The sequence below is a fragment of the Vibrio sp. WZ-1 genome, from assembly GCF_052037695.1.
In the GTDB taxonomy this organism is placed as follows: Bacteria; Pseudomonadota; Gammaproteobacteria; order Enterobacterales; family Vibrionaceae; genus Vibrio.
In genome coordinates, this window is sequence record NZ_JBQEQR010000062.1 from 74238 (window position 1) to 96328 (window position 22091).

26 protein-coding genes are annotated in these 22091 nt (G+C 44.4%); 10 read left to right on the plus strand and 16 right to left on the minus strand.

The features are described from left to right. Positions 1 to 18 precede the first annotated feature (18 nt). From ACTS60_RS06985 to pcp, 4 genes are all read right to left on the minus strand, one after another. On the minus strand, positions 19 to 1311 hold the full coding sequence (locus tag ACTS60_RS06985) for a DEAD/DEAH box helicase (RefSeq protein ID WP_440887654.1): 1293 nt from the start codon (positions 1309 to 1311) through the stop codon (positions 19 to 21). Between the two features lie 113 nt (positions 1312 to 1424). Next, a complete protein-coding gene (locus tag ACTS60_RS06990; protein WP_440887655.1) occupies positions 1425 to 2411 on the minus strand; it encodes a CobW family GTP-binding protein in 987 nt (328 codons plus the stop codon). Between the two features lie 64 nt (positions 2412 to 2475). Continuing rightward, complete coding sequence (locus ACTS60_RS06995) at positions 2476 to 2739, minus strand: hypothetical protein (protein ID WP_440887656.1); 264 nt, start codon at positions 2737 to 2739, stop codon at positions 2476 to 2478. A gap of 189 nt (positions 2740 to 2928) precedes the next feature. Further along, positions 2929 to 3567, minus strand: a complete 639-nt coding sequence (pcp, locus tag ACTS60_RS07000; RefSeq protein WP_440887657.1) for a pyroglutamyl-peptidase I — start codon at positions 3565 to 3567, stop codon at positions 2929 to 2931. Between the two features lie 258 nt (positions 3568 to 3825). On the opposite strand from pcp, the gene ACTS60_RS07005 reads away from it, so the two are divergent. After that, positions 3826 to 4074 carry a hypothetical protein gene (locus ACTS60_RS07005; RefSeq protein WP_010451403.1) on the plus strand — a complete coding sequence of 83 codons (249 nt, stop codon included), beginning with the start codon at positions 3826 to 3828 and terminating at the stop codon, positions 4072 to 4074. A gap of 423 nt (positions 4075 to 4497) precedes the next feature. On the opposite strand, the gene ACTS60_RS07010 is transcribed toward ACTS60_RS07005, so the two are convergent. The 4 genes from ACTS60_RS07010 to ACTS60_RS07025 all read right to left on the minus strand — a co-directional run bounded on the left by ACTS60_RS07010 (position 4498) and on the right by ACTS60_RS07025 (position 6830). Next, a complete protein-coding gene (locus tag ACTS60_RS07010; protein ID WP_440887658.1) occupies positions 4498 to 5259 on the minus strand; it encodes a DUF2076 domain-containing protein in 762 nt (253 codons plus the stop codon). Positions 5260 to 5628: 369 nt separating this feature from the next. Then, on the minus strand, positions 5629 to 5871 hold the full coding sequence (locus ACTS60_RS07015; RefSeq protein WP_440887659.1) for a hypothetical protein: 243 nt from the start codon (positions 5869 to 5871) through the stop codon (positions 5629 to 5631). A 41-nt stretch (positions 5872 to 5912) separates the two neighbouring features. Then, positions 5913 to 6128: a DUF3820 family protein gene (locus ACTS60_RS07020; protein WP_004412148.1), complete on the minus strand. Its 216-nt coding sequence runs from the start codon at positions 6126 to 6128 to the stop codon at positions 5913 to 5915. 3 nt (positions 6129 to 6131) lie between these two features. Then, positions 6132 to 6830, minus strand: a complete 699-nt coding sequence (locus ACTS60_RS07025; protein WP_440887660.1) for a DUF3313 domain-containing protein — start codon at positions 6828 to 6830, stop codon at positions 6132 to 6134. Positions 6831 to 6991: 161 nt separating this feature from the next. Between ACTS60_RS07025 and ACTS60_RS07030 the strand changes: the two genes are divergently transcribed. Then, positions 6992 to 7300 carry a cysteine-rich CWC family protein gene (locus tag ACTS60_RS07030; RefSeq protein ID WP_440887661.1) on the plus strand — a complete coding sequence of 103 codons (309 nt, stop codon included), beginning with the start codon at positions 6992 to 6994 and terminating at the stop codon, positions 7298 to 7300. A 59-nt stretch (positions 7301 to 7359) separates the two neighbouring features. On the opposite strand, the gene ACTS60_RS07035 is transcribed toward ACTS60_RS07030, so the two are convergent. From ACTS60_RS07035 to phhA, 3 genes are all read right to left on the minus strand, one after another. Next, positions 7360 to 7704 (minus strand): HopJ type III effector protein, encoded by a 345-nt coding sequence (locus ACTS60_RS07035; protein WP_440887662.1) that lies wholly within the window; start codon positions 7702 to 7704, stop codon positions 7360 to 7362. Positions 7705 to 8127: 423 nt separating this feature from the next. Beyond that, complete coding sequence (locus ACTS60_RS07040; protein ID WP_440887663.1) at positions 8128 to 8466, minus strand: 4a-hydroxytetrahydrobiopterin dehydratase; 339 nt, start codon at positions 8464 to 8466, stop codon at positions 8128 to 8130. After that, entirely contained in the window at positions 8456 to 9250 is a 795-nt protein-coding gene (phhA, locus tag ACTS60_RS07045; protein ID WP_440887664.1) for a phenylalanine 4-monooxygenase, read from the minus strand. The genes ACTS60_RS07040 and phhA overlap by 11 nt, the downstream gene beginning before the upstream one ends. Before the next feature lie 221 nt (positions 9251 to 9471). Between phhA and ACTS60_RS07050 the strand changes: the two genes are divergently transcribed. Then, positions 9472 to 11442 carry an acetoacetate--CoA ligase gene (locus ACTS60_RS07050; RefSeq protein ID WP_440887665.1) on the plus strand — a complete coding sequence of 657 codons (1971 nt, stop codon included), beginning with the start codon at positions 9472 to 9474 and terminating at the stop codon, positions 11440 to 11442. Between the two features lie 63 nt (positions 11443 to 11505). Here the strand turns inward: ACTS60_RS07050 and ACTS60_RS07055 are convergent, their stop codons facing one another. Next, the gene (locus ACTS60_RS07055) at positions 11506 to 12204 is read right to left on the minus strand and encodes a class I SAM-dependent DNA methyltransferase (RefSeq protein WP_440887666.1); all 699 of its coding nucleotides are present in this window, start codon (positions 12202 to 12204) and stop codon (positions 11506 to 11508) included. Positions 12205 to 12253: 49 nt separating this feature from the next. Here ACTS60_RS07055 and ACTS60_RS07060 point away from each other — a divergent pair, with 49 nt between their 5' ends. Together ACTS60_RS07060 and ACTS60_RS07065 are read left to right on the plus strand one after the other, a co-directional pair. Continuing rightward, a complete protein-coding gene (locus ACTS60_RS07060; protein ID WP_440887667.1) occupies positions 12254 to 13132 on the plus strand; it encodes a LysR family transcriptional regulator in 879 nt (292 codons plus the stop codon). 175 nt (positions 13133 to 13307) lie between these two features. After that, a complete protein-coding gene (locus ACTS60_RS07065; RefSeq protein ID WP_440887668.1) occupies positions 13308 to 14201 on the plus strand; it encodes a cation diffusion facilitator family transporter in 894 nt (297 codons plus the stop codon). A 700-nt stretch (positions 14202 to 14901) separates the two neighbouring features. On the opposite strand, the gene ACTS60_RS07070 is transcribed toward ACTS60_RS07065, so the two are convergent. Together ACTS60_RS07070 and yddG are read right to left on the minus strand one after the other, a co-directional pair. Next, the gene (locus tag ACTS60_RS07070; RefSeq protein WP_252042999.1) at positions 14902 to 15234 is read right to left on the minus strand and encodes a hypothetical protein; all 333 of its coding nucleotides are present in this window, start codon (positions 15232 to 15234) and stop codon (positions 14902 to 14904) included. A gap of 24 nt (positions 15235 to 15258) precedes the next feature. Further along, a complete protein-coding gene (gene yddG, locus ACTS60_RS07075; RefSeq protein ID WP_440887669.1) occupies positions 15259 to 16161 on the minus strand; it encodes an aromatic amino acid DMT transporter YddG in 903 nt (300 codons plus the stop codon). Between the two features lie 129 nt (positions 16162 to 16290). Between yddG and ACTS60_RS07080 the strand changes: the two genes are divergently transcribed. From ACTS60_RS07080 to ACTS60_RS07095, 4 genes are all read left to right on the plus strand, one after another. After that, positions 16291 to 16437 carry a hypothetical protein gene (locus ACTS60_RS07080; RefSeq protein WP_440887670.1) on the plus strand — a complete coding sequence of 49 codons (147 nt, stop codon included), beginning with the start codon at positions 16291 to 16293 and terminating at the stop codon, positions 16435 to 16437. Positions 16438 to 16449: 12 nt separating this feature from the next. Beyond that, positions 16450 to 17100 (plus strand): isoprenoid biosynthesis glyoxalase ElbB, encoded by a 651-nt coding sequence (gene elbB, locus ACTS60_RS07085; RefSeq protein WP_440887671.1) that lies wholly within the window; start codon positions 16450 to 16452, stop codon positions 17098 to 17100. Positions 17101 to 17434: 334 nt separating this feature from the next. Next, a complete protein-coding gene (yiaY, locus tag ACTS60_RS07090; RefSeq protein ID WP_440887672.1) occupies positions 17435 to 18583 on the plus strand; it encodes an L-threonine dehydrogenase in 1149 nt (382 codons plus the stop codon). Between the two features lie 142 nt (positions 18584 to 18725). Beyond that, complete coding sequence (locus ACTS60_RS07095) at positions 18726 to 19802, plus strand: PQQ-dependent sugar dehydrogenase (RefSeq protein WP_440887673.1); 1077 nt, start codon at positions 18726 to 18728, stop codon at positions 19800 to 19802. Positions 19803 to 19829: 27 nt separating this feature from the next. Here the strand turns inward: ACTS60_RS07095 and ACTS60_RS07100 are convergent, their stop codons facing one another. Then, complete coding sequence (locus ACTS60_RS07100) at positions 19830 to 20825, minus strand: S66 family peptidase (RefSeq protein ID WP_440887674.1); 996 nt, start codon at positions 20823 to 20825, stop codon at positions 19830 to 19832. 125 nt (positions 20826 to 20950) lie between these two features. On the opposite strand from ACTS60_RS07100, the gene ACTS60_RS07105 reads away from it, so the two are divergent. Next, the gene (locus ACTS60_RS07105; protein WP_440887675.1) at positions 20951 to 21565 is read left to right on the plus strand and encodes an HAD family hydrolase; all 615 of its coding nucleotides are present in this window, start codon (positions 20951 to 20953) and stop codon (positions 21563 to 21565) included. Positions 21566 to 21626: 61 nt separating this feature from the next. Here ACTS60_RS07105 and ACTS60_RS07110 read toward each other — a convergent pair whose 3' ends face one another. Next, complete coding sequence (locus tag ACTS60_RS07110) at positions 21627 to 22034, minus strand: hypothetical protein (protein ID WP_440887676.1); 408 nt, start codon at positions 22032 to 22034, stop codon at positions 21627 to 21629. Between the last annotated feature and the right edge of the window lie 57 nt (positions 22035 to 22091).

The window sequence follows — 22091 nt, forward strand, 5'->3', positions numbered from 1 at the left end:
GTTTTTAATTTTGTTCAATTAGTTAGAAGAACGACGCGCTTTTAAGCGTTTAACCATGGCTAATCGACGCTCTGCAGAACCTTGGTCTGTTGCCGATTGGTTCGGGTTGTTGCGACGGCCTTGGCGGTTCTTGAACGCTGGCTTAGAGTTTAGCTTCTCGATGTAAGACTCACGCTGCTTCGGTTCATAGCCAGCAAGTTCGATACGACGAATGTGCTGTTGAATTAAGCTTTCAACCTGTACAACGGTAAGCTCTTCTTCGCGATTCACGAAAGATACAGCGTGACCTTGCTTGCCGGCACGGCCAGTACGACCAATGCGGTGTACGTAGTCTTCCGCTAAGAATGGCATGTCGTAGTTAACTACGTGTGGCAGATCTTCAATATCTAGGCCACGCGCTGCAACATCTGTCGCCACCATTACACGCGCTTTACCTGTTTTGAACTCTTCCAATGCACGACGACGAGCACTTTGCGCACGGTCGCCATGACAAACTACCGCTTTAATACCATCTAGCTTAAGCTCTTTAACTACATCGTTTGCCGTTTCTTTGTAGTTCACAAACACCAATACTTGTTTCCAGTTCTTACGACCAATCAACTCAGAAAGCAGTTCTGTCTTGCGCTCTTGATCCACTGGGTAAAGTACGTGAGCAACAGTTTGTGCTGTTGTATTGGCACGCTCTACTTCGATACGCTTTGGTTTACGAAGAATGTCTTTCGCCAGTATGTTTAGCTGACTAGACGTAGTCGCTGAAAACATCATGATCTGCGGGTCAGTATCTACATCTAGCATGATCTTACGTACCGCGTGAATGAAACCCATATCTAGAATACGGTCAGCTTCATCAAATACTAAGAACTCAAGGTTTGCTACCGACACGTTACCTTGCTCAATGTGTTCTTCAAGACGACCAGGTGTCGCCACTAAGATATCGACACCAGCCTCTAATGCCGTTATCTGAGAAGACATTTTGCGTCCACCAAAGATCGCCGCTACCGATAAATCTGTGTACTTAGTGTATGCCTTGATATTGTCCGCAATTTGTTCTGCTAATTCGCGAGTTGGTGCCATGATAAGCGCACGCGCAGTTTTGCGAGACGCGCTGCGACCAGAATCCAACAACTGTTGAATCATAGGTAGCGAAAACGCGGCAGTTTTGCCCGTACCCGTCTGTGCAGTGGCAAAAATATCATGGCCTTTACGAGCCATTGGAATCGCCTTCTGTTGAATTGGCGTTAACTTCTCATAACCGCATTCTGCCAGTGCTTTTACCACTTCTGGCGCAAAACCTTGAGATGAAAATGACATTGAGCGTATTCCTTAAACAAATCACTAAGTAGCTTTAAAAATTTTAGCGGTGCACTATACCCGAATTCAGGTGATTTATCTCACTTTTTTACCAAGCCGCTACCACTGACGTATTATTCAGCAATCCCACAGAGTTTTAGAAGAACCGCTTCCAACTGATCCCATGGCATCAGTTGCGAATCAATCACCTCTAAGCGCGATTCAAAACCTTCTAGACTCATCAGATTTACAGACACGACACCATTGGCTACGTTAAATGCGTAACAACCTTGGTCAGTGTTTACTACTGCTTTTACACGCTCTGCGGTTAGCTCAGACAACATAGAAAACAGTTGGTCAAAGTTAAAGGTGTATTCTGCGCCAAACAACCAGCCACAGCTGAAGTAGCCTTGCCCTTTATTCTCTTTACGGATGAAAGCTTCACCCGGCGGCAACTGGAACTGAGGCTCTTGGTGTGCGTGGTCATGATGATGGGCTTCAATGTGAGAAGAAGCACTGCCATGTACACGTTCAATATCTAGTACTTCAATTGGCAAATCACCGTCATGAATCAATTTACTAAACACTTTGGAAGGTGTTTGATCTGTTACCCAATCACTGAATACATCGATATCGTGGCTAGTACACAAATCAACTTTGCTGCCGATAACGACATCAGCGCTATCTAACTGGTCAACAAAATTTTTGTTTGAAAGGTACTTGTGATCACTTAGATTACGAGGGTCCACCAATGCAATCGTCGCTTTTAGATCGACATACGGTAGGTATTGTTCAGACGTCAGCGTCGCAATTACTTGCTTTGGATGCCCTAAGCCAGTTGGCTCGATTAGCAGGCGGTCTGGCTTTTGGCGTAATAACGCAGTAATGCCGACTGACATAGGCACGCCAGCCGTGCAGCACATACAGCCACCAGGAACTTCTTTGATCATTGCACCTTGGTCGGTCATCATCGCACCATCGATACCGATCTCACCAAACTCATTGACTAATACCGCCCAGTTTTCATTTGCTGGTTTGTTTTTCAGTAAGTTCAGGATAGTCGTGGTTTTACCGACGCCAAGAAATCCCGTCAGTATGTTGGTAGGTACTCGATTTGACATGCTTTTCTCCGACAAGCTTGTGCTTTAAATGCTTTGCCAAAGTATACGGAGAATGTGACTTGCTTCAACGCTTTTTATCGCGGGTATCTAAGCCTTTATGCAATGCTTTCGCCTTTGTTTGGTGCGAGCGTTCATAGTAGCCAAACGCATCTGCGTCTCCCACCCCAGAAAGGTGCATGCTGGTATGTATGACACAGGTAAAAAACGCAACAATTGCGACAAGGATAGGAAGCAGTCCAAGGGTGTTTTCGAATTTTAGGGCAGCAATAGCCAAAGCGAAAACAACCGCAGAGGAAAGCGCAATGATCTTACTTTTATTGCTTTTCATGATAGTTCGCCTTTTTTATTGAACGAGACATCAAACAAAAAGAGAGTTCCAACTCCTTTATTTGACTACTCAATGCTACTCCTTTCATAAAGAACAAAATTTGAGCGAGTTAACAGATACAAAACACCGAGCTTCAGCCAGTAACCGCAAAGCTCGCTGTATCTAAAATTGTTCAATTTTCGATGAACATCAACAGATCTGTCCTGCTGTAACCACAATATCAGTTTCGTTATCAATTGCTGCTTGAGCCAACAACTTGAGCCCTTCGACAATAACATCTAATGACATAGTAGGCTGATTTCCGGACACATCCTGCTCTGGTAAAAGTGGAATATGAACAAACCCATGACGAATGGATTTGTCATGTAAGTAATGTTGAACCCCATAAAAGAGGTGATTACAGACAAATGTCCCTGCCGTATTCGAAACTTGGCAAGGGATATTGGCTTGTTGAAGAGCACTCGTCATCGCTTTAATCGGCAGCGTCGTAAAGTACGCATCCGGACCATCAGCAACCACTGGTTGATCGATCGGCTGATAACCACCGTTATCTGCAATGCGAAAATCATCAACATTTATTGCCACCCGTTCAGGTGTAATAGCAGCACGTCCCGCAGCCTGTCCGACAGTAATCACAATATCTGGTTGGTATTGCTCAATGGCACTAATCACAGTATCCACAGACTCATAGCGCGTAACGGGCACTTGGCAAACTACCACTTGTCCACCGTTAAGTTTCTGCCCTTCCAACCGCTTTACCGCTTCTAAAGCGGGGTTAATAAATTCACCACCAAATGGCTCAAAACCTGTAATTAGCACTTTCTTCATTGGGCTGTTCCCTTTAATGGTAAAACTCAGAGTTTGGTACTCGAATTTACAACAACTTAGCATCACAAAGCCAAGTTTTATTACATCGTAGACAGACCACCCCAAGATCACGACGCTCAGTTGCCGAAAAATATGAAATACGCCCCTCTTTGCCCCACAGCCACGGCCATTCCAATCAAATCGTTGCTTGGTTTCTAACGGCAACTTAGGTAGAGTACGCGCCAATAGAGTATCTACAATTCGAAGAGATTGAAGACAATGAATATTGATAATCATGTTATCGAAACATTGGAAGAGCTAGAAGCTTTCCTACACCTAGTTGAAAGTGGTGCGCTAGGCCTTGAAGGCGTCGCAGGCGTTGCACTAGCGACAAACAACACAGATGGCCGCCCATTTGTTGCAGTACTAGATGACAAGCATCAACTGGTTCTTGGCCGTTGGGTTTCTCAACACGTTTACGAACATGGCAAAGACATCGTTCGTCACGGGCCTCAACGTCGACACTAATCCAGAGCTTCAATTGATAGAAAACTCGCTTACATGGCGAGTTTTTTTGTGCCTTTTGTCAGAGCATTTCGCCTATTCCTACAAGCGCAGTTTGCTTTCTAAGCTATTGTTCAAAAATAAAAAATAAGCTTGTCTGCATGGTAGACAGACGTGACATTTCGCTGACAAAGCAAGATGGGAAATTTCTAGAATCTATATCGGAAGCGATTCAAACATTCGTTTCCAGACACCATCAAAGAGCAGAGTTCCTAGCTGTTCTTTTTGCCCCGCAGAGTCCGCTTGACAGCCTTGGGCTAAGCGGGGCTTTTTTAGGTCTTAGATAGACAAATCTAGATACAAAAAATCGCTGACTAAGCAGCGATTTTTAGAGCGTCCAGTTACTATATTTAGATAGATGAACGACACAGTCTAGCCCTTGAATGTTCAGAATAGGCTGTCATCATCACCAAAGTCGAGATCGTCGCCACTAAAAAAGCCACTTCCCCCACCAAAGCTATCAGCATCATTATTCGTAAATGCATCATCATTAAACGCGTTGCTATCATCAAAGCCTGATGATTGAAAATCCGAATTGTCATCAAAATCTGAGTTTTGGCTCCAACCTCCGCCTGTATACTCCTGCGTATAATCATTGGTGCCATCCAGAAAACCGCTACCGTTATCGGCAGTATCTTCAGGTTGATTATTGGCATCCTGCGAGGTATTTAGCTGTGAATCAGCACCTTCTTCAGGCTGTTCAATGATGGTGTTATTGGTGACATCTTCAACTATTGGCGAATTATGCTCTCCACCAAAAAAAAGATGGCTTAATGCACTTCCTGCTACCATACCGGCCGTAACACCCGCTGCTGTTTGCATAAAGCCGCTAAAGGCGCTGGGACGGTATGCTGGCTGAGGTGGAGGCGGAGGTGTGCTATCCCGACCAAACATGCGGTTTAAGCTGCTTCTATTTGATTCTTGTTTATAAAATTCCGCATTGCGTTGCAAATACTCGTTACGCTCTTTTAGCTCTTTGAGTGCGACTTCCTGAGCCAGAGCGACTTGCGTAAGGCGGTAAACAATGTCGGATTGGGATGCGATCTGTTCTTGAATTAACTGAGCGGCGGCGGCATCTTTTGCGTTGTTTTGATTAACACGCATTTTATCTGCCAATTTCTGAATAAGTTCTTGTTCTTGTGGGGTCATAAATATCCTCGCTTAACGACGAGAAATTAAATTACAGATCCGCACAATACGCCCATTACCCGATGTAGATAACAAGGCAAACTTATATTGCAAATTTCCACCATCGAATTTCACTCTGCCAGCGAATGAACTGGCTTTCTTCGCCTCTCTAATAGATCAGGAGGGCGATGGTTACTGTCTCTAACATTGGGGACATCAGCTCGTAGTTAAACAATTTAACAACCGAATACAGACCCTAAATATTTGAGGGGAAAACAGAGTTGTAACAACCGTCCTATATCCCATAGGGGAAACCTTTATTGCCTAAACTCACTGTCAGCCAAAATGGAGCTAACTACCTGACTTAAAAAACCTAGCCCCATTCACTTGCTACTGAGGCTGGTGACCCGTCTTCTTAGCAAACTTTTGCATCGCCTCAGCAAACGTTGTTGTCCTGCCTTTGGCTTGAACCTGAATCACTTTGTACCCCATTTTTTCAAGCGCTTGGCGTTCTGCCAATACAGCTTTGTCATCTTGCTGACTACCCTGGGCAGGCTGATGTAGGTAACACCCCTCTAATTGACCATCTTCAACCAGTTGGTGATGTTTCAGTGCATTGATATCAAAATTCATCGTAGATCTTTTAATTAAAAATGGGGAGTTTCTGTGACAGGTTACATGCGCTTTAAAGGCTTAACAACTGTATCTAAGCCTTCAATTTTTAGTGCGAGACAGAGTTTCAACAAATCGCCTAGCTCCCCTTCTGGAAAACCTTTTTTATCGAACCAGAGTAAGTATTCTTCTGGGAGATCAATAAGTACACGTCCTGCGTATTTGCCAAACGGCATTTGCATTCGAGCGAGTTTGATAAGGTTTTCTTTTTCTAACATAAACTACGGTGTCTGTTGGGATAAATCTTGGCTAAGAGTAACACCCAAGCGGTCGACCCACCAGTTAATCGCATCCTTAGCATCATCTAAAGAATCAATCATGGTTGAAAAGTCTTTATTGCCTGCTTGGCGGTCAATCGCAGCAAACAACGGCATATCACTCTCTGAATCGCTCACGAGTAACTCCACTGTCGCGGAACCTACATTGGTGTGCTCACCTGTCGCGATTTTTGAAATGGTAGAAATCCCTAAACCAACTGGAAGAATGCTAGAGGTAACAGCAAGAACAGGGTTTGGCGTTTCCACATTGCTGATCGCAATACTCAGGCGAAGAGTTTTCTCTCCCGGTTGATCAACGATTTTTTTAACCGGCGATATGCGCTCTTTTAACTTATCTACCATGTAGGTTGTCAACTCATTGATGTCTTCGTCATCTAGCTCTGATTCTTGAACCACCACCATGACTCGGTCGATAACCACACTATCGTATTTATCCATTTTTTCTTTTAGACGAGCCGCATCACGCAAGCCTACTCTTGCCCATACTAAATCCACACCGCCCTCAGGTCCTGGGCGAAAGTCTTCATAGCTTGTAAATTTAGTTGCATTAACGACAGGGCCACCAGCACATCCACTCAAGATGAAACCTAAAGATACAACTACCGTTGCCTTAAACAAGCGCTCAACCAATAACTTAAACATACCAACTCCTCAAACTTTGAATATACAGTTTATCATTCCATATAAATTTGGCTAGTATTTATTCACTTAATGGATGTTTTGTTGAATCACGGATTGAGCTTCCCGCAGCACAATTTCATGTTAAAGTACGCCGCTTACTGGAAAGCATAACGAGAAAAATAATGAAGTCACCCTGCCGCGCAGCCTGTAAAAACAACGGAGGAATCTGTTCTGGCTGTCACCGAACCATGGAAGAAATCGTGCAGTGGAAAGATAAGTCCGATGCACAAAGAGACGCCATCATCGAGCAATTGGTTGGAAATGATTCAACCCATTCATGCCCTGAGTGTGGCACGAACGCGCACTGCGATATTGCTACGGGGAAAGAGACATGCTGGTGCTTTGATATTGAGACTAGAGACCTACCCAAGCCAGAAGCAGGACAGCTTTGTTTGTGTCGTAAATGTTTGGAGAAAAAGCCAGTCGCCTAACCTATCGAACTAGGACATAACGGACTGGCTATCATTGAAATGAAGGTAAGTTCTGCGAACTATTTCTGCACTAATGCTTGAGATTCAAACTTCACGCCATCCCAGCCTGTCACGATAAAGTTACGAATGTTTTGATGGTCGTTGTTCTCTGGATGTTCCAATACATCTTGACGGTAAAAGCGACCAAAACACGCCAACGTTGCCTCTTTGCTTAGGTTATTCAGTTGACCAAAAGCGAAGATCTTGCACGAACCGTTATTCTCACCGGCATTGTTCTGTGCTTCACCATTCACAAAAGCCGCTGGCGTAAACTCGTAGTTCGCCTCAATCACTGCCATTGTCGTTTCAAATTCTACTGTCTCAGGTGATGCAGCTAGCGCATCCAAAAATTGTTTTAGTTCCATTATTCCTACTTCCTAGTGCCTTTACTTTCCAAATGACCTTGGATAAAAGCTGACACATTTGTTTCATCAAAAGCCAATACAAGGGTCATAAATCATACATATATTCAGAGCCTTATTTAAATCAATGCACTATTCCTCACTGTTGCAGTGAATGAATAGATATCTAATTTAGATGCATTGAGCGACATTGTATCCGCTAAATAAGGAAATATCATGACCACCCCATTAAAGGCAATAGGCGTATTAGCATTATCTTCACTTGCCGTCGCATGTTCATCTCAACCTGACGATTCTCTCTCTTCGTTTGCAGCCCAATGTAAAGCGTCGGTAGCACCTGTTACTGGGGAGATATTTAAAAGAAAAGCGCCCGAGCTTAATTCCGGGCGCTTTTTGTTGAGTTTAATTCGACGAAATCTTGAATCTCTATTCTTCAATAGCTAATGCATCACACTTCGAAGCGCAGATAAAGTCGTTCTTATGCAGACCTTTAATAGAATGGCTCCACCAAGTGATGGTCACTTTGCCCCACTCTAGCAAAATAGATGGGTGATGGAATTCATCTTCTGCAAGCTCAGCAATCTTGTTGCTAAACGCCCACGCTTGTTTGAAGTTCTTAAACTTATAGGCCTTTTCAAGTTGAGGAATCTCATCTCTCTCAATGATCTGCCAATCAGACAATTGCAGCAGCAAAGACTGTTGTTCCTCTTTACTAAGTGCAATGGCATCGATACTACAAGCTTCGCATTTTTGTTCATTCAACATGAGCAGGTTCCTTTGGTTCAAAAAGTGGTGGAAGCAATCCGGCTTCAATCGCTAGATCGGTTTGTTTCAATAAATTCAGTTGGCTGATTTGGAAAAGCTGGGACAAATCTTCAATCACGTAATATTTCGGTTGCATGATATCGATACGATAAGGCGTTCTTAACACAGTTTGCAGATCGAATTCGTCTCGAATCGCGATGTCACTTTCCAATGAATAGATGGTTTCTCCCGGAGATGAAAGGATACCGCCACCATAGATCTTAGTTTGATTGCTTTCTCTGACCAAACCGAACTCGACTGTAAACCAATACAGACGTGCAAGATACGCTCGCTGCTTCGGTGTCGCGGCTTGTCCAAGCTGTCCGTAGTGCTCGGTAAAGGCGGCAAAATCAGGGTTGGTGAGCATGGCGCAATGACCAAAAATCTCATGGAAGAAGTCCGGTTCTTGCAGGTAATCAAACTCGTCGCGGGTTCTCAAAAATGTCGCTACTGGGAAGCGTTTGTTGCTCAGCAAATTGAAAAAACGATCAAAGTCGATCAACGCAGGTACTGGCTCCACTTGCCATCCAGTTGTTTCCATCAAAACACGATTGATTTCGGGCAGTTGCGGCACGCGGTCCTGAGGTAAATCAAGTAGCTTGAGTCCATGCAGATAAGCGCTGCATGCACGATCTTGAATCACGCTCATTTGTCTTGTCACTAAGTCGCACCAAATGGCATCCTCTTCGCGGCTCCATTCTACCCTTCCATCCTGATTGACGGGTTTTGAATGATACTGAGTCATTGCACATCTCCGTTAACAATTTCTTTACATTAAGCCTATCCACACTCTTTTCTCCTTCCAATCCCCTAGACACTTTCCAATCAAAATCCAGGTGTAACATTTTCTTTACATCAAAACATAACACATTGATATACATGGAAAGCCATATTCTTTGGTGAGTTTGACTTTATTTAAGGTTCACTTCAGACTGAAAACGTTAAAATTTTGTTATAGAGGGAACTATGCGCGAGAGCAACAAAGTCTGGCAGCCGACGGAAGATCGAATCGAGCAAGCCAATATCACGCAGTTTATCGAACACATTAATCGGCAGGGTTTCGATCTCAAAAACTACTCAGATTTGCACCGATGGTCTTTGGAGCATAGCGAGTATTTCTGGAAAGAGGTTTGGCAGTTTTGCGACTTGATTGGAATACAAGGAGAAACAATCAAAACGCAAGGTGAGAGCCGCTGGCAATCGCCAATGTCAAACCGCGATACGGTGTGGTTCCCTCAAGCGCAAGTTAACTATGCAGAGAACCTGCTCAGTTTGGCAGAGCAACAAGCCGATGAGCTAGCGATTTGGTTTGAAAACGAACGCGGTGATAAACAGACCTACACATGGAAACAACTATGTGATGAAGTCTCTTGCGTCCAGCAATGGTTAGTAGAGTGTGGCATCAAACAAGGAGATGTGGTCGCAGGCTATTTACCGCACATGCCACACACCGTTATCGCCATGCTAGCTACCACAAGCTTAGGCGCGACTTGGACGTCTACCTCCCCCGATTTTGGGGTAGAAAGCGTTATTGAGCGCTTCGGGCAAGTGAAGCCAAAAGTCCTGTTTACCTGCGATGGCTATACCTTCAATGGCAAAACCTTTGACATGTCGAAGAAGAACCATCATATCGCGGATCATCTTGATGGGTTGAAACAAGTGTGTCAGATCGGTTACCTCAAACCTCATGTGTTTGAGTGCGATGTTTGTACTCACGATTGGCAAAACATCATTAATCAATACTCCCCTGTTCCGCTGCATTACACTCGCGTGGAATTCAATAGTCCTCTGTTTGTGCTTTATTCTTCAGGCACGACAGGCAAGCCTAAGTGCATTGTCCATTCGGTTGGAGGCACGATTATCAATCACCTCAAAGAGCACCAACTCCATTCAGATATTCAGCCTAAAGATCGTGTTTTTTATTACACAACTTGTGGTTGGATGATGTGGAACTGGCACGTGTCTGCTCTTGCCAGTGGCGCGTGTTTGGTGATTTTCGATGGTAGCCCGGTTTACCCAGCACCTCACGTATTATGGGATTTAGCACAGCGTGCAGAAGTGAGTCTCTTTGGTACTGCCGCCAAGTATCTAGAGTCGATAGAGAAAGCGGGATTATCACCAATCAATGATTACTCTCTCCCAGCTCTAAAAACACTGTGTTCTACCGGTTCCGTGCTCTACCCAGAGCAGTTTGATTACGTGTATCAACACATCAAGCAAGACCTTCATCTAGCTTCTATTTCCGGCGGAACAGACATCTGTGGCTGCTTTGTATTAGGCAACCCTATCTCGCCTGTTTATCGTGGTGAATGCCAGTACGCTGGCTTGGGTATTGATGTTCAAGTGTTCGACTCACAGGGTCAAAGCGTGAATGAACAGCGCGGAGAGCTAGTCTGTAAGAACTCCATGCCTAACTTCCCTGTCGGCTTTTGGAATGATACGGGTGAACGATACCACAACGCCTATTGGGACAAGTTCGATAATATCTGGCACCACGGTGATGATGTGGAACGAAGCGCCAAAGGTGGGCTCATTTTCTATGGTCGCAGCGATGCATTGTTGAACCCTGGCGGTGTGCGCATCGGTACTGCGGAAATTTATCAGCAAGTGAATGCTATTGAAGGTATCGTCGATTCTATCGCCGTCGGTAAAGAGGTCGATCGAAACGAACAAATTTGGCTATTTGTGCAGACCGCTTCTGGTGTCACTTTAGATGACGGATTAGTAGCAGAGATTAAGTCGCGACTCAAAACATCCTGCTCGCCAAGACATGTTCCAAGCCGAGTATTCTCCATCAGTGACATTCCTAAAACACGTTCAGGTAAACTGGTGGAACTGGCCGTCAAACAAGTCATTAATGGTAAGGAAGTCGAAAACTTAGGTGCGATTTCGAACCCAGAAGTCCTGGAAGAAATTAGAAAACTCACGTTTGTCTAGCGAATTAAAGGCAACAAAAAAGCGAGCTACCTAGCTCGCTTTTCTTATGTTCTTTATCGGGAATTAACGGCGACCTATGCCCATTAACACTGACAATGTATGGCCGTCTGATGTAATTTCGAAGACCTTCTTCGTTTCTACCTCAGTAAAGCCTGCTTTGATAAGAGCGATCTCTGACTTCGCTAGCGTGAAACCTTCTTTTGCTGAATCCGCGATCCAGTCAAAATGCACGAAGTGACCACCAGCGTTTAGCAGCGAGTGAGCAATCTCAAGAGACGTTTCGTAGTCTTCGATAAAAGCCAGCACTGAAGAAGCAACGACTAGGTCAAACTGACCACGGAATGCTGGGTGCTGAGCGACCAAACCACGAGTCAATGCATCAACAATTGGCTCTACATTATCTAGCTCTTTCTTATCAAGCTCTTCAATCATGGCTTCCGATGCATCTAGCGCCACGATCTCTTTTGCGGATGGTGACAACAGTTGGCTTAACTGTCCTGTCCCACATCCAAAATCCAATACTTTAATGCCATCAAGCTGAGTAAGCTGTTGTAACTGTGCAAACACCGACTGAGCAAATTGTTCTGTTGCTGGGTTAGATTCCCAATTCTTTGCTAAGCCGTCCCAATCTTGTGCCATCGTGGCCTCCATGTTCACTTCTTGTAACCCCCATAGATTACCGCAAAAACGCCAAAACACCATAGACTTATCTGGCGAATCCGTGTTTTTTTCGATAATCTTTCTAAGCGTTAGTTCGCGCATTCATCTACGTTATCGATTCTTATCATTTTAGTTTAGGTCTTTTTTAATCATGAACTTAACTCAAGTCGAAGCTTTTTGTACCATCGCCGAATATGGCTCCGTATCGGAGGCCGCGCGTCAACTCGACTGCAACCGTACTAAGCTCAGTATGGCGATAAAAGCCTTAGAGAAAGACCTAAACGTTGAACTGTTCAACCGTACTGGCAACCAACTCAACCTATCTGAAGCCGGTAAAGCTATCTATAAAGATTGTGAGAGCTTGCTCGTTACCGCACAACGCATCAAGAAAACTTGTGCCCAAGTCTCAGATGGTTTCAACGCTGAAGTTTGGGTTGCCCGAGATGACTCTCTACCTGATGACTTGTGGCAAGAGCTATCTCATACGCTTAATAACCGCTTCCCTTCAACGACATTCAACTTGATCCTAGCGTCCAGTGGTGACTTGGCCAACTTGGTTAGCACCCAACAAGTCGACTTTGCTTTTGGCGTTGACTACGAACGCGTTGATGACCCACATATCGTTTATAACCCACTCGGTAAAATTCGCATGATGTCGGTGTGTAACTTCGATCATCGCTTAAGCAAAATGCGTCGCGTAACAGATGAAGACCTTCGTAACCAAATGCAAGCTCTGATGGTATATTTGAACGAGAAAGACAACCCTGAGCTGCAACCCTTTTCTACGCGATATATCGGTTTTTCTAGTTTTGACTATATGCTCAACACCATTTTAGAAGAAGATGCATGGGGTGTTTTGCCAGAGCCATTGATCCGACATTACTTACGACATCAGAAGCTTGCAGTAATCAAACATACGTATGGTTTGAAGCAAGAAGATTACTGTATGTTTGTACCAAATGGCCAAACAGAACACCCCGCAATGAGTTGGCTGGCTGATAAATTAAGCGAGTATTTATTCGACTTCTAAACGTTTCGCAGTGAGCGTCAATATTATTGACAGCATAAAGACAAGCTAAGTCGTTAAAAAATAAGAAATAAACATCAGTAGCACACGTTATTGTTTAAATGTCACACAGTTTTCATTTGCTTAAATTCTCTCAGAAGAGAAGAATATAAGGGTGTAAAAATTATAGGCATCTTTTATGTGTGACAGGACAAGCAAAAACGAAAACCGTATCTTAATCTTCTCAGCCCTTTTAGCTTCAGGGTTTGCGGTAGGAGGAATGGTACTTGGGTTGCTTGTTGGGTCGATCGTCATTGTATTTGACGGTGTCTATTCGCTAGTCAGCCTGCTGTTAACTTTATTGTCACTGGCAGCATCGTACTACATCAGCAAGCCATCAAAATCTATTTTTCCTTTCGGTAAAGCTGTACTAGAACCCGTCGTTATTGCGATTAAAGCAGCGGTAATTTTGGTTGTTGTTGCCTTTTCACTATTCTCAGCAGTAACTGCACTGATGTCTGGCGGTCGCGAGGTTGATGCTTCCATTGCCACTATCTTTGGTGTAGTCAACGTAATTGGTTGTGGCTACGCTTGGTGGTTTATGGCGAAGAAAAGCCGTCGTTTCTCTTCTGGATTGATCGATGCGGAGAAAAAGCAATGGCAAATGGATACGCTTCTAAGTGTTGCTGTCACTGTTGGCTTCATCGCAGCATGGTTAGTGTCTCTAACACCATACGCACATTACGCGGTCTATGCAGACCCAATGATGATGGTATTGATGGGCTTCTACTTCCTTAAAGTACCATTTGATATGCTGGTTGGCGCATTACGTGAGCTGCTAATGATGACACCAAGTAAAGAGCTTTGTCAGAGCGTGGGTAAAGACGTTCTTGAGATTGAAAAAGTCACTGAACACCAATTGAAGCTGGCAGGTGTAACAAAAGTAGGCCAAGAGTTACGGGTGAATGTAGACGTTCACATTGATGACGATACTCTAGAGCTGGATACGCTAGAGCACACTCGTAAGCAGCTTACTAAGCGACTATCGAAGCACAGATTCAAGCTTCAATTGCAGTTAAATGTTGCTTGCTAAAACGCCACAGAAAAACATTCGAACTCAAAATAAAAGCTCCCACTTTCGGGAGCTTTTTGTTTGTTCGGTTGGTGCACTCGCAACCCCCTCCAACTCCCCCTTTTATTGGCTTGAGTTGCACCGCATTTGAACACAGCGTTCAAGGGGGAGAGCTATTCTTTGCTAACTTCAACTAGCCGCTTTTCGGCTGACCCTACGAATGCTCATAGTTCGCAATAAACTAACCTCGGATGCAGAATCAGTCCCTCCCCTTTGGATCTGAGTCTTGAAAGCTTGGATGCCAAATACAAGGGGAGGTTAGGAGGGGTTGGAGCCTTGAACTGTGGCTTGTGCACTTGCAACCCCCTCCAACTCCCCCTTTTCTTAACTAGCGTTGCTTCGCATTTGAATACGGCGTTCAAGGGGGAGAGCTATTCTTTGCTAACTTCAGCTCACCGTTCTTCTACTGATCCGGCGAATGCTAACAATGAGCACTGAATTATTCTCAAATGCAGGACCAGTCCCTCCCCTTTAACTCGGAGTGTTGAGAGCTTGGATGCCTAATACAAGGGGAGGTTAGGAGGGGTTGGTACATTGAACTGTGATTTTTAGACTCTCAGCCCCTCAATCTCACCTAAACCATTGTGGCGTTACAAACAAAAGTTACTTCAACCCCAAATACCAAGCGTTGCGAATCTGACATAAACGCTTTGCTAGCACTTTATTCGATAACCCAATTTGCTGCACCTACACCATCTTCACTAAAATATAAGTTAATTGGGTATGTCTTCTCACAGCCGTTGACCACCCAGATCTCACGCCAATATCTTGAGCCGATCTCTCCTTGAGGTAGCGCCTTAACGTATGGCAGGAAATTTTCTGGACTTTCACACCCCCTAGTCGCTACCTCTGCGACAACACCAACCATAGCATCCTGGATCAATTTTTGATTCGACAAGCTTCCTTCTTGTATTGCTCCTTCAGGTAGGGCTGAATCAGCGACTACAGGATGGGCAAAAAGCATAAATAGGCCTGCGATAGTTTTGAGTTTCATAGATATTTCCTTTTAAGTACGCGTTTATCCTGCTGCTTCGCGCTTTTCTTTGGTGACTAGCCAGCACATCAGCGAGCCAACCGTCACCATCACGACGCCTTGCCAGAAACTGTGGCTCAGAGTGACCCCAAGAATAAGAGAGGAAAACAAAGCTGAAAAAATCGGCGTAAAGTAAGACAGCGTTGCGAGAAACACCATATTGCCGCCAACAATCGCGATATTCCACAATCCGTAGCCACCAGCCATTAAAGCCGCAGACGCCACTAAGTACCCCATCGCTTCCCAACTGAATGCCATTGGCGGCTCATCAGTAAAGGCGTATTTGACCCACAAAGACACCGCGGTCGCGATAAAGAACAGCGTAATCGCATTATGCTTTGATTGTTGTCGTTGCGTTAGGTTGCAATACACAGCCCAAATTACAGCGCCAGTAAACGCCATAAAATACACCAGTGGATTGCTACTAACATTGACGACTAACTGTGTCGGAGATAAGCCGTTATCACCACTCACTGTCCATGCAACGCCAATAAAGGCCAACGAGACTGCTGGATACAACAACCAATTTGGCTTTTTATTACTGCCCAACACAGCGAATAAAACGGTGAGTACGGGCCAGAGATAATTAACAATAGAGACCTCTATTGCTTGAGCTCGAGAGTTTGAGTACCCCAATGCCAGTGCGAGGAAAATCTCATAACATACGAACATTGCTCCTCCGAGCACTAAGTATTTGTGAGAGAAATACGACAGCTTGGGAATACCAACAACAACCAACAAGAAAATTGAACTCAGAGAGTACAGCATCGCTGCGCCTCCTACTGGTCCTAGACTTTCTGTCACCAACCTAGCAATACCAAGCAAACAGCTCCAACAAAGAATAGCGATACAGCCATAGAGGGTGAAACGAAATTGATAGGATTGCATATTATCTGTGTGACCTACTGCTCATGAATACCGACGAAAACTGCAGCTTAACTCAAAAATGATCCGCTTCAACGTACTCTTTTTCCAAAATCGGTATAAGAACTACTCTATTAAGCGATTGGAGTCGATATGAAACATTTTCTTCCTTCCAGTGTCATGCTGACACCGTTTGTTGTGCGCTACTATGAAGAAGAAGACGAAAGTGAAAACGTTGAAACACGTTCGGAAACTCATAGTTTAGATAGTGAAGAACAATCTAAGGAACGTTCAGAGTAAGGGAATCCAATCATGAAGAAAATCGCAGTTATTTTAAGTGGTTCTGGCGTTTATGACGGAGCAGAAATCCACGAAGCGGTACTAGCACTCTATGCTATCGAAAAAGCAGGCGCTACATGGCACTGCTTTGCACCTAACATTGACCAACTTCACGTCATTAATCACCTGACAGGCGATGAAATGGAAGGCACGCGTAATGTTTTAGTCGAATCAGCGCGTATTGCACGCGGCAACATTGATGATGTCGCCAAACTGAATGTCGACGAGTACGACGCCCTACTTCTCCCAGGTGGGTTTGGAGTAGCGAAAAACTTAACTGATTTTGCCATCTCCGGTGCCGAGTGCTCAATCAACACACATGTAGCGCAAGCATGCCGAGCGTTTGCTCAAGCAGGCAAGCCTGCTGGTTATTTGTGTATTGCCCCAGCCATTATCCCACTGGTTTATGATCAAGGCGTGCAAGGCACAGTTGGGAATGATGAAGCGACGGCTGCTGCCTTTAATCGCATGGGTGGTGAACACGTTGATTGCCAAGTTGATAGCGTCCACTTCGATGAAAAACACAAAGTTCTTTCTACGCCAGCTTATATGTTAGCGGAGAATATAACCCAAGCAGCTTCAGGTATTGAGAAATTAGTAGATAAGTTAGTAAAAATCGCCTAAGAAGAAAACGTTTGCTTAAAACATACCATACGAATCCCCATTGATAGATATAACATCAAAGGGGATTTTTTATACTTTAGTCTAATTGAGAGGTAAACCGTACGAAACTTGTTATTTTTGCCAATCGTTTGCGTGATAAATGGAATATTTCAGCTACGTTAAGTAGGTGTTGCACCAACTCACTGTGCAACAAGACTGTCATCACACTTTCTGCCCTTAAGGTACCTCTAAGGGGTTATTCTTGTTCTAGATCAATCTAAAACACGAACTGGGTATGCAAGAGTAAATGACAGATTAAGAAAGATTATTAAAAATAACGACGGAGCAATCCAATATGACAAGTGCATTTTTTATCCCTACCGTAAACCTAATGGGCGCAGGTTGCCTTAAAGACGCAACAGACAGCATCCAATCTCAAGGCTTTAAAAAAGGTTTGATCGTTACGGATAAAATCCTTAACCAAATCGGCGTAGTAAAACAGGTACAAGATCTTCTTACTGAGCGTGACGTTGAAACTGTTGTGTTTGACGGCACTCAGCCAAACCCTACAATTGGCAACGTAAACGCAGGCTTAACTCTTCTTTCTGATAACGAGTGTGACTTCGTTATCTCTCTAGGTGGCGGTTCACCACACGACTGTGCAAAAGGTATCGCGCTAGTTGCTTCAAACGGCGGCAAAATCGCTGATTATGAAGGCGTAGATCAGTCAGCAAAACCAATGATGCCACTAATTGCTATCAACACGACTGCGGGTACAGCATCTGAAATGACTCGTTTCTGCATCATCACTGACGAAGAACGTCACATCAAGATGGCAATCGTTGATAAGCACACTACTCCACTTATCTCTGTAAACGATCCTGAGCTAATGCTTGCTAAACCTGCATCGCTAACAGCAGCAACAGGTATGGATGCACTAACTCACGCCGTAGAAGCTTACGTATCTATCGCAGCGACGCCAATCACTGACGCAGTTGCAATCAAAGCGATTGAATTGATTCAAGCGCACCTACGCACAGCAGTGAAAAACGGTGAAGATCTAGAAGCTCGTGAGCAAATGGCATACGCACAGTTCATGGCTGGTATGGCGTTCAACAACGCATCTCTAGGTTACGTACACGCAATGGCACACCAATTAGGTGGTTTCTACGACCTACCACACGGTGTTTGTAACGCGATTCTTCTACCTCACGTACAGCGTTACAACGCGCAAGTATGTCCAGAGCGCCTGCGTGACGTAGCAAAAGCAATGGGTGTGGATGTGGAAGGTATGTCTGCTGAGCAAGGCGCAGCTGCGGCTATCGACGCTATCGTTACACTAGCGAAAGATGTTGGCATCCCATCAGGCATTAAAGAACTTGGTGCGAAGCTAGAAGACATCCCAACACTAGCAGACAACGCACTGAAAGACGCTTGTGGTTTCACTAACCCTAAACAAGCAACTCACGAAGAAATCTCGAAGATCTTCGAAGAAGCAATGTAATCGCGCTAAGTAATTAATTCTCTATTGCCTTAATTCAATCCCCGATCTCATATCGGGGATTTTTTATGTCCGCGTAACCTGCCAAACATGGTCTTTTAGTGTTAGCTTTTAAGCATTAATACGATTCATATTGGAAGGAACCATGAGAACGATTGCCGCCACCCTACTTGCTTGTCTACCTCTTTATGCCAATGCCATTGAATATCGTGCTAACGAAGTGGCCAATGGATTCCAGATCCCTTGGGGAATCGAGTTCCTAGATGACCAACGCGTAATCGTGAACGAAAAGAACGGCACTGTTTCATTGCTGGATATCACATCAGGCAAACCTCAAACCTTGTTTAAGGTGCTCGGCGTAAATAGCAGTGGGCAAGCAGGCTTATTGGATGTCGCGCTCGCACCTAATACCGATAAGCAAAATCCACAACTCTTCTTTACCTACAGCAAGCAAACAAGTGAAGGCAACACAGTTGCATTAGCGACGGCGCAGTTGAAAAGTAATCAACTTGTGGGTTGGAAAGACATATTTGTTGCTGACGCAATCACCGATACGGGGCGTCACTACGGCAGTCGTATTGCATTTGTCGATGACAAAGTCTATTTCTCGATTGGAGACCGCGGTGAGCGCGACAATGGGCAAAACACCCAGAACCATGCCGGTAGTATTCTTCGCCTCAACCTTGATGGTTCGGTTCCGCAAGACAACCCATTCAAACCTTCTGAGGGTCGTCCCGAGATTTGGAGTTACGGGCACCGCAACCCGCAAGGCATGTTTTATGACGAAGCAACAAAACAGCTTTGGTCAATTGAACATGGGCCACGCGGCGGTGATGAAATTAACCTGATAAAGAAAGGCGCAAACTACGGCTGGGCAAAAGCCTCACACGGGAAAGAGTATTGGGGACCGTTGGACGTTGGTGAAGCAAAATCGCTACCAGGAATGGAAGATCCGAAACTGGTTTACATCCCTTCCATCGCACCAAGTAATATGATTTTGTACCGCGGAGATAAGTACCCAGAGTTGGATGGCAAAATCCTAGCGGGCGCATTAAAACTGGCGCACATCAACGTGGTTTCGATTAAGAATGGTAAGCTAGTTGAATCACAAAGATTGATGGAGAATCTTGGAGAACGCGTGAGAGATATAACCACCAGTCCCGATGGCTATATCTACTTTTCTACCGATAGCGGTAAAATATTTCGTTTAGAAGAGAAATAGTTATCTCGAAAGCCTTATTAGGTAAACCTAGTTCTTTAAACTCACAGCCACCGTTTCATTGTCAAAATCGACCGTCATCGTCGAGCCCAGTGGAACAGTAAGCATTGGGTGAGTATGACAGCTATCAAAATCATACAAAATCGGCAATGGTTGACCGTTAAGTACTTCCAGCAACACATCTATCGATTCTCGTCCTGTGCCTTTGTCGTTGAACTTCTCATGTTTACCGAGCACAACCGCACTGACTTTATCGAATACTCCAGATAGCTTAAGCAGCGCAAATGAACGCTCTACAGTTTCAATACCTTGCAAACAATCCTCCACCAGCAAAATATCGCCTTGTTCAATACTCGGCATAAAATCACTTGCCCAGATTCCTGTCATGGTGTTGAGGTTACCGCCAATCAAACGTCCGCTAATCCTGCCTTCACCTCTGAAGTGCCATTGGTTCTCCTGCGTGTGCTTTGCACGGTCTTGTTCGCTCCACTCTATCCATTCATCTGTCCAACCTTGAGGCATTGTGTATTGATGATCCAAGCTTTCTAACGTATTAACAATCGATTCGAACGAAACAAAGGTCTCATCCACTAATGGTGGAAATTCACCAAGTGATGCAACCAAAGCTGGACCATAGAAGGTGACGATGTCGGTTTGTGCGTAAATGCCCATCAGCAGAGCTGTCACGTCTGAATAGCCGACAATGATTTTGGGATCTTTCTTTAGCGCTTCGTAGTCAATATAAGGCAGTAAAGAGTTGCTGTTGTAACCACCAATGGTCGACATAATACAGCGTACTTCGGGGTCACGAATCAGCGCATTCAATTCTTCTACTCGCTCTTGAATCGAACCCGAGCGATATTGGTCAGTTTTTCCGGTTAAGCTTCCTGCTTTTAGCTGGTAACCATGAGATTCCACGTACGCTTTGGCACGTTCAAAACGCGCAGGTGCGAACACCGTGGCTGGAGAGGATGGCGAGAAAAAGCCGATGGTGTCGCCTTTTTGTAACGGTTTTGGAATGATCATGACTCGTCCTTGTTTTGTGATGCACAGTTGATTTATTTTCATACAATCTAAACAGAAGATCCTACACTTAACAATAACCAATTGTTTTTTAAAACGATAGTTCGGTTTTGTTGTACGAGGTCACTATGGTTCCTTTCCCATTGCATATTGAAAATATCAAGGCTGTTATTTTTGACTTAGACAATACGCTTGTCAGTTCCGATATGAATTTCGGCCAGTTAAGACATCAGCTCGGCTGCCCGGCAGATGAAGATTTATTAGATTTTGTAGAAGCTCTCGACCATCCACATCACAAAGAACATGCCCACAATGTTATTTTTGATCATGAGATTTCAGATGCTGAGCATTCATCACCTATGCCTGGGTGCCACCAATTGCTTTCCCACCTACGCAACCAACGAATTAAGACAGCAATCGTAACCCGCAACTGTTTAATCGCGACACAAAAGAAACTAGCACACAACAAAATCAACGTAGAAGTCGTGATTACACGAGAGTGCTACCCACCAAAACCAGACCCACTCTCACTGCAAGTGTTGGCTAAAGATTGGCGTTTAATGCCTAACGAAGTGCTCTATGTTGGGGACCACTCATACGATTTGCAAGCAGCCTTTAATGCAGAAATGCCCTCCTGCTTGATTCATCATGGCGATCAAACTGATTTTATACCGTCAGCTTCGATCGCTTTTGGTCAGCTCAACGAACTGCTCAATTTGTTCCTTTCAATAAACGGAAAATAAAAATGCCCCTGTCAAGCAGGGGCAAGTTGTTTTCTAGCCAGTATTTTATTATCTGATGTTGTTAGTCCAATTGGATCTTTGTGAATGATTGCTTGTTTAGACCGCTACCTTTGCGCTTTTTCATTGTAACTTCTACCGAGCGTTTTCCATTCCCCACGCGATAGCGAATTGCCTGATCTAAGTACTTATCATTATGCGCTAACTCGCGTGCTTCAATATTAACTGTCTTGTTGGAGCGGTTCACACTGCAGCGATAATCCCAATCATTTTTGCCGTTTTTTACTGCAAGTAAAACTCTTTGCCCAGACATACCCACGGCTTTAATACCACGAGGCTGCTTATCAATACCCAGCGCAAGCCCTGCTTTACATAGCTGTTCTGCACTAAAAGTAGGAGCTGCGTTCACATATCCACAACCGAGTATTGCTATTGTCATCATTGTGATTGAGAAAACTCGATTAAATATCATCGTCCGTCCCTTAAATCTTACAAAACAACGTACGCATTAAAACAGAATCATTAAACA